This window comes from Apilactobacillus sp. EABW-1NA, from assembly GCF_030398685.1.
In the GTDB taxonomy this organism is placed as follows: domain Bacteria; phylum Bacillota; class Bacilli; order Lactobacillales; family Lactobacillaceae; genus Apilactobacillus; species Apilactobacillus waqarii.
The window spans coordinates 1-12,211 of sequence record NZ_JAPDKO010000008.1; the positions used below are offsets into that span (position 1 = coordinate 1).

The window sequence follows — 12,211 nt, forward strand, 5'->3', positions numbered from 1 at the left end:
TTGGAATAATAAACGAATACTAACAAAATTAGGCAACCAATCACCTGTAGAATACAGAAAATCAGTTGCCCAATTAAATAGTTAGAAAGCTGCTTTTATTTATTTGTTCAAAATAATAGTTGCAGTTCCTTATTTCAATGCTTTTTTTGTACATAAAATTATATGGTATGATTGTTATACCAACTAAAAGAAGGCGAACATATTGCAAAGTGATAATTTAAGACGATTTAAATCAGTGCTGTACGGTTTATTAATTGGACTGGCAGTCGGAATGGTGGTTAGTCTATTTAGAGTATCGATTGAAGGACTATCGGACCAATTCTTAAAACTAGCGAAACTAGCGCGAAATAATTTATTTATACTGATTATTTTAATCATCTTGAATTTACTAATCGCATTTTTCGTATATTACTTAGTAAAACGAGATAAAAACATCAAGGGATCAGGGATTCCACAGGTTGAAGGTCAGTTAAACGGCGAACTAGATTATTCATGGTTCTCTGTCTTAAGCAAGAAGTTCATTGGTGGGGTGCTTGCCATTTCCAGTGGGCTATTTTTAGGCCGTGAAGGTCCCTCAATTCAATTGGGTGCTGCTACCGCTCAGGGACTAGCAGATACCTTTAAACAAACAAAACAAGCACGTAAAACGATTATCTCTGGTGGGGCGGCCGCTGGTTTATCAGCAGCATTTAACGCTCCAATCGCCAGTACCTTGTTTGTGCTAGAAGAAATTTATCACAACTTTTCAACATCAGTCTGGTTAACTTCACTTTCAGCTTCAATCAGTGCGAACTTCGTTTCAACTGCGGTCTTTGGTAAAGTGCCGGTATTACACATGAATTATTCACATGTGATTCCACTACATATTTATCCATACTTAATCGGATTAGGAATCGTGATTGGAATCGGTGGATTAATTTATGAGTATGCCACACTTCATGTCAACGATTGGTATAAAAAAATAGACTGGGTACCAAACATTGTCTGGGTATTGATTCCATTTATCTTAGTCATTCCATTTGAAATGTACCTACCCACAATCGTAGGTGGGGGTAGCACAATGGTATTAACGATTGCCAAGGCTGCACCAACCATTACGTTATTGCTATGGTTCTTGTTGATTCGTTTCGTAATGTCAATACTATCCTATTCAACTGGATTACCTGGTGGTATTTTCTTACCAATGCTTTCATTAGGGGCTTTGATTGGGGCGATTTATTCAGAGGTATTGATTCAATTGGGCGTATTACCACAAAGTTATTTTGTTAACTTCATCATCATCTCGATGAGTGGGTTCTTCGCCTGCGTCGGAAAGGCACCATTTACAGCCATTCTCTTAATTACTGAAATGGTTGGATCATTGCAAAATCTAATGTCATTGGCATTTGTCACATTGGTTGCATACGAAGTTACCGACTTATTAGGTGGTAGCCCAATTTACAATGAAATGTTGCAAAAGATGTTGAGCCCACAAAAGTTGTCAACAAGTGGACAACTAACCAACCTATATTTCTCAGTTCAATTGGGATCAGATATGGATGGTAAAGCCGTTAAATCAATCAATTGGCCAGATGGTTGTTTGATTAGTTCCATCAAAAGAAATGAACAATACATTATCCCAGATGGAGATACAATTCTAAGAGCTGGGGATAACATTGAAATATCCACAAACTACGACAACCGTGGTTATGTATATACACATGTGGAAAAACTAACATTAGATAATTAAAATTTTGATTAATTGGCATGTTAGAAAGTATTATGATAAACTAAACAGTAAAGATAAAGTTAAAGATGAAACCTATGTATTTTAGGTAGGAGGCAACGAATTGTATAATTTCTTAATGAATATAATTTGGATTGACAGTGTATTAATTATCATCGCTGTCTTGATGCAACCAGCAAAGACTAACAACGATGCAATGTCTTCTTTAACCGGTGGTGCTGATGATTTGTTTGCCAACTCTAAGCCACGTGGTTTTGAAGCCTTTATGCAAAAAGTAACAGTTGTATTATTGATTATTTTCTTTGCATCAGCATTAGGATTAGTTTGGTTATCATCACACTAGTTGATAAGACTCCTGTAATTTTTACAGGAGCTTTTTTTATGTGAAACCGAAAAACCGTTTAGGATAGACGGTATAAAAATGTTAGAATACTAAATATGAGTTATCGAATTTGATTTAAGATCGAAAATTTAAAACTTAAGGAGTAAATTGTGGAAGATAATAGTTTAAAACAAGAAATTCATGCTGTTCTTCAAAAATTCCCCAATCGCGAATTTTCAGTAGAAGAATTAGCCGATGAATTAGGATACCATGGTGCAAATGCATTTAAACTAATTGTCCAATCATTAGCTGTGCTAGAACGCGAAAAGACAGTTATGGTTACTGAAACAGGCAATTTTAAGTTAAACGTGCAAGGTGAAACAATCGAAGGAACTTTTCATGCAAATCCAAAGGGGTTCGGATTTGTTAACTATGATGAAAACTTAGAAGATGCATTCATCGCACCTGACAACACACTACAAGCAATGAACGGTGATACTGTTCAAATTGAAATTGTAAGACGTGCCGACCAAAACTCTGGTAAAGGTCCAGAAGGTAAAGTTGTAAACATCGTTGAAAGAAACTACGAACAAGTAGTTGGTGAATTCACCCGTACTGACGACGATCATGGATACGTAGGACAAGTTAAGCTAAAAGAAAAGAAGCTTATTAACTACAAGTTTTACGTTACAGGTGTTGGTCTAAAACCTACACCAGGTGAAGTAATTACTGCCGAAATTACTGAATACCCAAATGCTGACCACCCAGATTACATGGTTGGTATTGCTAAGGAAGTAATCGGAAGCGTTGATGACCCAGGAATCGACATTCTACAAATCGTATACGCTCACGATATTCCAGCTCAATTCCCAGAAGACGTATTGCAAGAAGCAGACGCAATTCCAGAAGAAATTAGTGAAGAAGAAAAGCAAGGTCGAGAAGACATTACTGATCAAACACTAGTTACTATTGATGGTGAATCATCAAAGGACTTGGATGACGCCGTTACTGTATGGAAATTACCAAATGGTAACTACCACTTAGGTGTTCACATTGCCGATGTTTCTCACTACGTAAAGCCAGGTAGTCTTTTAGACGAAGAAGCATACAAGCGTGGTACTTCTGTTTACCTAACAGATAGAGTTATCCCAATGCTTCCAAGAAGATTATCAAACGGAATTTGTTCATTGAACGAAGGCGAACTTCGTCTATGTATGAGTTGTGATATGGAAATCAACCCTGCCGGAAACGTTGTTGACCACCGTATTCACCCAAGTGTGATGAGATCTAAGGCTAGAATGACTTACAAGGCTGTAAATGACATCTTAGAAGCACATGATGAAAACACTATGGAACGTTACAAAGACTTAGTTCCTATGTTTGAAGAAATGGGCGAACTACACAAGATTCTATACAAACAACGTCGCCGTCGTGGTGCCATTGACTTCGATGATAACGAATCAGAAATCATTGTTGATGAAACTGGTCACCCAATCGACATTAAGCTAAGAGTTCGTGGTACTGCTGAAAGAATGATCGAATCATTCATGTTAGCTGCCAACGAAACTGTTGCTGAACATTACTGTAAAGCGCACGCACCATTCATCTACCGTGTTCACGAAACACCAGATGGAGAACGTGTGAAGAACTTCTTCGAATTCTTAACTGCATTCGGTGTAGAAGTTAAGGGTGACCCAGATCACTTGAAACCAAAGGTATTACAAAACGTATTGAAGAAGGTTGCTGGTAAGCCAGAAGAACCTGCTGTATCAGTTATGATGCTTAGAAGTTTGAAGCAAGCTAGATATACTGACCAACCACTTGGTCACTTTGGTCTAGGTGCTGAATTCTACACTCATTTCACTTCTCCAATCAGAAGATACCCAGATACAACTGTTCACCGTTTAATTCACCACTATGAAGACAACGGTATCAACAAGGAATCAAAGGCCAAATACGCCGGATTGCTTGAAGAAATTTCAGACCATTCATCAAAGGCAGAACGTCGATCAATCGATGCAGAACGTGATACTGATGCAATGAAGAAGGCTGAATACATGGCAGACCACATCGGAGAAGAATTCGATGCAACTGTTAGTTCAGTGCTTAAGTTTGGTATGTTTATCGAACTTGAAAACACTGTTGAAGGATTAGTTCACATTAGTCGTATGAAGGATGACTACTATGAATACATTGAAAAGTACCTAGCACTTGTTGGTAGAAATACTCACCGTACTTACAGAATTGGTCAACCAGTTCGTGTTAAGGTGGTTAACGTTGACGTTGACCAAAGTGCTGTCGACTTTGATATTGTTAATCCAGAAGACACACCAATGTCTAAACTAAAACCTGAAAGCCATAGTAATGGTGCTCACGGTCGTGGTGGACGAAACAACGGTGGCCGTCGTAACAACAATAGGAGAAACGACAATAAGAATGGTAAGTTTGGTAGAAACAACAATAACCGCCATTCAAGAAACAACAACCGTAATGGTCGTAATCATTCCAATTCAAAACATTAATTGGTTGAGAGGTGATTGATAATGGTTAAGAAGAAACCAACTAATAAAGACGATAACTTGGTTGCGCAAAATCGCAAAGCTCGTCATGATTACCGTGTTTTACAAACCTATGAAGCGGGAATTGCATTGACTGGGACTGAAATTAAGTCCGTTCGTGCAAGTCGTGTCAATCTAAAGGATGGGTTCGCCCAAATCAGAGATGGCCAAGCAACATTGATGAATGTTCACATTAGTGAATATGAACAAGGTAATCAGTTCAATCATGATCCACTTAGAAATCGTAAATTGCTTTTACACAAGCAAGAAATCAAGCGGTTAGCAAAGGAAACAGACAAAAAGGGAGTTACAATCGTTCCTTTGAAGATGTACCTTAAGAAAGGTTTTGCTAAAGTCTTGATTGGAGTGGCTGAAGGTAAACATGAATACGATAAACGTGAAACAATTAAGAAACGTGATCAAGAACGTGAAATCTCACGTGTATTAAAACACTACTAAAAAAGCGTCCCGTGATGGGGCGCTTTTTTTGCGATGTGAATTTATTGTATATATGATAAAATTATATATAGAGGTGTTATAAATGAAACCTTTTATTCACAATGACTGGTGGGATGTATTGAAGCCAGAATTTGAAAAAGAGTATTACCAAGATTTACGTAAATTTTTAGTTGAAGAATATGAAAATCATGAAATTCATCCAAACGCGAACCATATCTATGAAGCATTTGAATGGACTCCATTCTCAAAAGTAAAAGTAGTTATCTTAGGACAAGATCCATACCATGAACCCAATCAAGCCCATGGATTGAGTTTTTCAGTCCTACCAGGAGTGAAGGTTCCGCCTTCGCTTCGAAATATCTACAAGGAATTAGAAAGTGATTTAGGCATCAAACCGGTTAATCATGGCTATCTTGAAAAGTGGGCCAAACAAGGAGTTCTATTGTTGAACTCAGTACTAACCGTAAGAGATGGAATCGCATTTTCCCACAAATCAAAGGGATGGGAAAAATTGACCGATACTGCAATTGAAAAGTTATCACAACGCCCTGAACCAGTCGTATTTATCCTTTGGGGGAGAGCGGCTAGAGACAAGGTGAAGTTGATTAACACCAAGACCAATATTGTGATTGAATCAGCTCATCCAAGTCCATTGTCAGCGCACCGTGGTTTCTTCGGATCCCAACCATTTTCAAAGACTAATATCGCCTTAGAATCATTAGGCGAAAAGCCAATTGATTGGCAACTACCAGAACACGTTACAATCCATTAGGAGGAAGAAATATGAGTTTACTAGATGAATTAAAAGAAAAGATTAGTGGTTTAAACAAGAAAATCGTTTTCCCAGAAGGAGACGACATCAGAATTATCGAAGCAGCTAGTCGTTTAGCTGACGAAAACCTAATCCACCCAGTGCTGTTAGGTGAACCAACAGAAATTAAACAAAACGCCGGTGACCTCAACCTATCAAACGTTGAAATTGTCGACATCAATAACTACCCAGAAAAAGACTTCGAAGAAATGCTAGATTCACTAGAAGAACGTCGTAACGGTAAGAACACTCGTGAACAATTAGCTGAATGGCTAAAGGATGCTAACTACTTCGGTACTATGTTGGTTTACATGGATAAGGCTGACGGAATGGTATCTGGTGCAGCTCACGCTACTGGTGATACTGTTAGACCAGCTCTTCAAATCATCAAGACTCAAGAAGGAATGCGCCGTATCTCAGGTTCATTCTTGATGCAAAAGGGTGACACTAGATACATCTTTGCTGACTGTGCCATCAACATCGAACTAGATGCTAAGGGCATGGTTGAAGTTGCTAAGCAAAGTGTTATCACCGCTAAGCAATTCAACATTGATCCAAAGGTTGCATTCCTAAGTTTCTCAACTAAGGGGTCAGCTAAGGGTGACATGGTAACCAAGGTTCAAGAAGCAGCTGCAATGGCTAAAGACGAACTAGATGTTCCTTCAGACGGTGAACTACAATTTGATGCAGCATTAGTACCAGAAGTTGCTAACAAGAAGGCACCTGGATCAGAAGTTGCTGGACAAGCTAACGTCTTCGTGTTCCCTGAACTACAATCAGGAAACATTGGTTACAAGATTGCTCAACGTCTAGGTGGCTTTGAAGCATTTGGTCCACTACTACAAGGTTTGGCAAAACCAGTATCAGACCTTTCACGTGGATGTGTCGCTGAAGATGTTTACAACGTTGCAATCATTAACGCAATCCAATCTCTATAAGCAAAAGGAGGGATGATTCTTGGTTAAAGTTAACGTAGAATCACCTGATGAAACAAAACAATATGGTGAACAATTGGCACCATTATTAAAGGATAAAGACATCATTTTGTTGGATGGTGATCTAGGTGCTGGTAAGACTACCTTCACCAAGGGATTAGCCAAGGGCTTGGGTATTAAACGTAATATCAAGAGTCCAACATTTACGATTATTCGTGAGTATCAAGGTGGCAGATTGCCACTTTACCACATGGATATCTACCGTTTAGATGATGGTAGTGGGGATGAACTAGGCCTAGAAGAATACTTCAACGGTGACGGTGTTAACGTTATCGAATGGTCCGAATTCATTGCCGATGAACTTCCTGACGATTACTTGAAAATTGTTTTCCGTCGTGATGATGAAAAGGGTGAAGACTTTAGAACCATTTCATTTGAACCAAGTGGCAAACGTTTTGAAGACATCGTTAAGCAAATTTTTCCACAGGTGAAAAAGTAGCAATGTGTAATTTAGAGGTGCGTTGTGCACAACCAGGCGATGCGGCAAAGTTAATCGAATTGATTGCACAATTAAAACAAGAATCAGACCAATACACGATTGATCCAAATATTGGCAAGTTATCCGTAGATGACCAAGCACAACAAATTATGTTGGTTAATCAAACCCGTAGTTTTATCATTGGTTTAGCATTTTTGGATGATCAACCAGTCGGGATGATTCAAGTCCAAGAACTACAAGATTCCGGAATCGGTGAGCTAGGCATTGCCGTCTTGAATCAATATAGTCACCAAGGAATTGGTGGCCAGTTGATGGACTTCGTTATCGATTGGGCAACATATGATAGTAACTTATCCACATTGGCTCTGGTTGTGAAAAAGACCAACAAACACGCAATCCACTTATACGAAAAAAGTGGATTTACCGTGGTAAAGAAAAGGGTAATTAATGCACTTGGTAGTGTGTTATCCACACAAGAAATGCAATATAACCTAAAAAAATAAGCACCCAGCTGGATGCTTATTTTTTTACCTTGATGAATGACTTGATGACCTCATCGTCAAAGTTTTCTTGTTGATAAATTAAAATGTTAGCACAAGCTAAACTATCATCTAACGCGTTGTGATGGTGGTGAAGCCTGATTCCTAAGTTGGCACAAACGGTGTTTAGTTTGTGATTTTTAAACTCAGGGAAAAGGTATTTACAAGTCTTAACAGTATCTAATGTCTTATACATTGGAACGGTTAGACCATAACGCATTAGGCTACGTGCCAATACACTATTATCAAATGAGTTGTTGTGAGCAACTACTAATTGATCCTTGGTAAAAAATTGCTTGATTACCGGCCAGATTTCAGGGAAGGTAGGCGCGTCAGCAACATCACTTTCGTGAATACCGTGAATATCGACGTTTCGATAATTAAAATCTGTTTCCGGATTAATTAGAGTATAGAATTCATCAACAACCTTGTTATCGCGCACAACGGTTAATGCTAATGAACAGGCACTAGCACGTTGATTATTGGCAGTTTCAAAATCAATTGCAACGAAGTTCATTAATAACGTCCTTTCGTTTTACTCTTTCAACATTATAACATGGTCTTCCTATATGATATCGTGGTAAAATTAAAAATGTAGTAGTATGAGTTTATACGTATTAAATATTAAAAGTATGTGATTTGTACTAATAAACTCGTATAAATTATGATAATTAAGGAAAATGATTAAAATGGAAAAAATTGAGCTTTTAAAAAATGAACCATTATCAAAATATACATTCACAGAAACTGGTGGACCTGCTGACTTGGTTGCCTTTCCTAAAAATACAGACGAAGTCAGAGAATTACTATCAATGGCAAAACGCGATAATCTACCAATCACCGTTTTAGGCAATGCCAGTAATTTAATCATCAAGGATGGTGGCATTAGGGGATTAGTCATCATCTTGACCGAGATGAATGAAATTACATCTCACGATGATTTAGTAATTGCTCAAGCAGGTGCTAGATACATTGATACTACCATCGTTGCTCAACAACACGGTTTAACCGGAATGGAATTTGCTGCCGGAATTCCAGGGAGTATCGGTGGAGCAGTCTTCATGAATGCTGGTGCTTACGGTGGAGAAACCGCCGAAGTGATTGAATCAGTCACTGTGTTAACACCAGAAAATGAAATCAAGACACTATCCAATAGTGAACTAGATTTCGGTTACAGACACAGTGCTGTCCAAGACCAAAACGACATCGTTTTGGAAGCAACATTTAAGTTATCCATTGGGGATAAAGATGAAATTCAAGCGAAAATGGATCGACTAAATGAATTACGTGAATCAAAACAACCACTTGATCTACCATCATGTGGAAGTGTCTTCAAGAGACCAGAGGGTTATTTCGCTGGTAAGTTAATTCATGATGCCGGTCTTCAAGGATACCAATCAGGGGGGGCCCAAGTATCTAAGAAACATGCTGGTTTCATTGTGAACATTGACAACGCGACTGCTACCGATTACTTAAACGTGATCAAGCATGTGCAAGAAACTGTTTACGCTAAAAACAAAGTACATCTAGAAACGGAAGTAAGAATTATCGGACAAGACAAATAGGGGGATAATCCATGCAGCTTATTGAAATTATTTTATTTTTAACGTTACTACTGCTTCTATCAACAATCCTTAATCACTATGTTAAGGCCATTCCGGTTAGCTTAATTCAGGTCGTTTTCGGATGTGGATTAGCATTGATTGGTAACTTCAGCATTAACCTAAGTACAGACTGGTTTTTACTATTATTCATTGCGCCTTTGCTATTTAACGACGGGCGTCGTTTTCCCAAGGATGAACTTTGGGAATTGAGATGGCCCATCTTCGCAAACGCAATCATCTTAGTATTTATCACCATGTTCTTTGGTGGTTTGTTAATTTATAAATTAATTCCATCAATGCCACTTCCAGTAGCATTCTCATTAGCTGCCATTTTATCACCAACCGATCCAATTGCCGTTGAATCAATCGCCAAAAAGGTGCGTTTACCAAAGAACATTTTGCACTTGGTAAATGGAGAAAGTTTAATCAATGATGCCAGTGGTTTGATTGGTTTTAAGTATGCCATTGCCGCAACCGTTTATGGTGCATTTTCATTGAAGAGTGCCGTAGGAGACTTCTTCTACATCAGTATCGTTGGTGCCATCATTGGGGTAGCCACAATGCTATTAATCTCATTGGTACGTAAGTGGTTATACAAGAACGGTTTAACAAATTTAGTATTTAACGTTGTTTTACAAATCGTTTCACCATTCGTTATTTACTTGCTTTCTGAAGATGTTTTCCATGCTTCAGGGGTAATTGCGGTGGTAACAGCCGGGATTGTCTACCACGTGAACAACACATCAACTCAATCATCTTCTGCTGAATTACAATTGATTAGTGAACAAGCCTGGAACGTTATCGTTTACCTATTAAACGGAATCGTGTTCTTGATTCTAGGGATTGAACTACCATTTGCGATGGAAGCCGTTATTAACGACATGAAGTTCAATACCTTCCAATCAATTGGTTATGCCGTTGTGACATGGTTGATTATTCTAATCATTAGAATTGTGTGGATTATTCTATATGAAATCTGTCACAACCTAATTACCACTAAGAAGGTTGGACCAATCAACATCAGAGCAGCAAACATTGTTGGATTCTCAGGTGTTCGTGGTGCCATTACCATGGCCGGAATTCTTTCAATTCCATGGATTACCGTGCAAAATGAAGCGTTTCCTGACCGTGAATTGGTACTATTCATTGCATCAATCGTTATCGTTTTAAGTTTACTAGCTGCGGTAATTGTGTTGCCATTGATTTCTAAAAATGATCCAGTCGTTTCTTACAACAATGATAACCATTGGAGTGAAGAAAAGGCGCGTATCTACGTATTAAACTACGTAATTGATGACATCAAACAAATGGACCGTCCGGACAAACACATTTGCAATATTTTAATCGATCAATGCGAATTGATGATTAGACAACTATCTTCAATCAAACCGGATGAGTTAGAAAAGAGTATTCGTTCGTTGGCCGTTGAATATGAGCACCAAGCGGTTAAGAAATTAGTTGCGGACAAGGTTGTTACCAGTAAGGAAGCCAATGCGATTAACTACCAAATTAACCACCGTGAATTGAAGAACCTGGTTGCATTTAACGATTTCAACTTAAAACTAGAATTCATGTCAGCCGTTCAAACAACCAAATTATGGCTATTCAAACAACGTTCTGATAAGGAACAAAAACTAAAGATTCAAAAAGCTTTGATTATGGTCAATGACTATACCGTTCAAAAGCTAAAAGAACATGGTGATTCTAAAGTAATTAATTCACTTGTGGATGAATACACCAACCTTAGTTTGGCTTTAAGAACGCGTTCATTGGACTACGAAAAGTACTACCGTATCGCCAAGGAACGTGAGCTAGAAGCTTACCGTAAGGGAATTCAAGAATTATTGATCAACGATAAGATTAGTTTGAAACTTGCTTCTAAGCTAAGACAAGAAGTTAACTACGTTGAAAATAACGAATTAAGCACAGACTAAAAAAAGACAGCCGATAAAGGCTGTCTTTTTTACTATTCTTTTGAATCTTTCACATCTTTTAGGATTAGGTATAAAATCCAATAGATAAAGCATTGAACAATTGTCATGATGACAACAAATACTAACATTTTTAACGTCCACATCTCAGCTAATTGTTTGATCACCAAGCGAGGTGAGAATAATAGGTAGATGGTGTGGAATCTAAGGAATCTACCAACGTAAATTCCAATTGATGAAACGACATTTAAAGCAAAGATTAGTAATACTTTTGCCACTTTAGAATGGATTGAGAAGAATGCGAAGCAACGGTTAACGATTTGGAATAATCCGTAGAAACCAAGCATTGAGCATCCTAAAGCACTAATCATTAAGAATGAATAGTTCATCCACATGTGAGCAGATAATCTTAATAATCCGTTCGTTCCATATGGTTGAAGTAGTGATAAATGGAATAAGTCGGTCAATAGGTAGGGTGCATTTGGATAGAAAATTAACCAAAGTGCAAAAATCGGCCAAAAAATCCATGACTTTTCAACGTATTTATTTGTTAGTTCCAAACTTAGTTCAATGGGGATGTAACCCAAGAAGGTGTTTAATACTAAAAATTCAAACGGTGGCTTTGCGACCACGAATAAAAATATTATCCACAAAATGAAAAATAGGCGTACTTGCCAACGTGCGTTTTTAAACATGATTTGGACCCCTCAAAATATTATTAACCCTATTTTAAACCTTAAACGGTAAATATTGAATGATTATTACTTAAAAATTCTATCAAAAATGATAATGCTAAAAATAAACGAAAATGAGTGATATAATATAGA

13 protein-coding genes are annotated in these 12,211 nt (G+C 37.8%); 11 read left to right on the forward strand and 2 right to left on the reverse strand.

What is annotated here, in order from left to right:
• The 9 genes from OEZ61_RS08145 to OEZ61_RS03385 all read left to right on the forward strand — a co-directional run.
• On the forward strand, positions 1–85 hold an 85-nt coding region (locus OEZ61_RS08145; protein WP_354669364.1), incomplete at its 5' end, for an IS3 family transposase.
• 117 nt (positions 86–202) lie between these two features.
• Positions 203–1,729, forward strand: coding sequence for a ClC family H(+)/Cl(-) exchange transporter (locus OEZ61_RS03350; RefSeq protein ID WP_290046935.1), 1,527 nt, complete (start codon positions 203–205; stop codon positions 1,727–1,729).
• A gap of 100 nt (positions 1,730–1,829) precedes the next feature.
• A complete protein-coding gene (gene secG, locus OEZ61_RS03355) occupies positions 1,830–2,069 on the forward strand; it encodes a preprotein translocase subunit SecG (protein ID WP_034531960.1) in 240 nt (79 codons plus the stop codon).
• Between the two features lie 149 nt (positions 2,070–2,218).
• Positions 2,219–4,570, forward strand: a complete 2,352-nt coding sequence (gene rnr / locus OEZ61_RS03360) for a ribonuclease R (RefSeq protein ID WP_034531962.1) — start codon at positions 2,219–2,221, stop codon at positions 4,568–4,570.
• 21 nt (positions 4,571–4,591) lie between these two features.
• The gene (smpB, locus tag OEZ61_RS03365) at positions 4,592–5,065 is read left to right on the forward strand and encodes an SsrA-binding protein SmpB (RefSeq protein ID WP_034531964.1); all 474 of its coding nucleotides are present in this window, start codon (positions 4,592–4,594) and stop codon (positions 5,063–5,065) included.
• An 82-nt stretch (positions 5,066–5,147) separates the two neighbouring features.
• Positions 5,148–5,837 carry a uracil-DNA glycosylase gene (locus OEZ61_RS03370; RefSeq protein WP_034531965.1) on the forward strand — a complete coding sequence of 230 codons (690 nt, stop codon included), beginning with the start codon at positions 5,148–5,150 and terminating at the stop codon, positions 5,835–5,837.
• Between the two features lie 11 nt (positions 5,838–5,848).
• The gene (gene pta / locus OEZ61_RS03375) at positions 5,849–6,814 is read left to right on the forward strand and encodes a phosphate acetyltransferase (protein ID WP_034531967.1); all 966 of its coding nucleotides are present in this window, start codon (positions 5,849–5,851) and stop codon (positions 6,812–6,814) included.
• A gap of 19 nt (positions 6,815–6,833) precedes the next feature.
• The gene (tsaE, locus tag OEZ61_RS03380) at positions 6,834–7,310 is read left to right on the forward strand and encodes a tRNA (adenosine(37)-N6)-threonylcarbamoyltransferase complex ATPase subunit type 1 TsaE (protein ID WP_290046940.1); all 477 of its coding nucleotides are present in this window, start codon (positions 6,834–6,836) and stop codon (positions 7,308–7,310) included.
• A 2-nt stretch (positions 7,311–7,312) separates the two neighbouring features.
• Entirely contained in the window at positions 7,313–7,813 is a 501-nt protein-coding gene (locus OEZ61_RS03385) for a GNAT family N-acetyltransferase (RefSeq protein WP_051592231.1), read from the forward strand.
• A 16-nt stretch (positions 7,814–7,829) separates the two neighbouring features.
• On the opposite strand, the gene OEZ61_RS03390 is transcribed toward OEZ61_RS03385, so the two are convergent.
• The gene (locus OEZ61_RS03390) at positions 7,830–8,366 is read right to left on the reverse strand and encodes a 3'-5' exonuclease (protein WP_034531970.1); all 537 of its coding nucleotides are present in this window, start codon (positions 8,364–8,366) and stop codon (positions 7,830–7,832) included.
• 172 nt (positions 8,367–8,538) lie between these two features.
• Here OEZ61_RS03390 and murB point away from each other — a divergent pair, with 172 nt between their 5' ends.
• Together murB and OEZ61_RS03400 are read left to right on the forward strand one after the other, a co-directional pair.
• Positions 8,539–9,414: a UDP-N-acetylmuramate dehydrogenase gene (gene murB, locus OEZ61_RS03395; protein ID WP_225351443.1), complete on the forward strand. Its 876-nt coding sequence runs from the start codon at positions 8,539–8,541 to the stop codon at positions 9,412–9,414.
• An 11-nt stretch (positions 9,415–9,425) separates the two neighbouring features.
• On the forward strand, positions 9,426–11,387 hold the full coding sequence (locus OEZ61_RS03400) for a sodium:proton antiporter (protein WP_034531975.1): 1,962 nt from the start codon (positions 9,426–9,428) through the stop codon (positions 11,385–11,387).
• Between the two features lie 32 nt (positions 11,388–11,419).
• Here the strand turns inward: OEZ61_RS03400 and OEZ61_RS03405 are convergent, their stop codons facing one another.
• Positions 11,420–12,079 carry a DUF1361 domain-containing protein gene (locus OEZ61_RS03405; protein ID WP_034531977.1) on the reverse strand — a complete coding sequence of 220 codons (660 nt, stop codon included), beginning with the start codon at positions 12,077–12,079 and terminating at the stop codon, positions 11,420–11,422.
• Positions 12,080–12,211 lie beyond the last annotated feature (132 nt).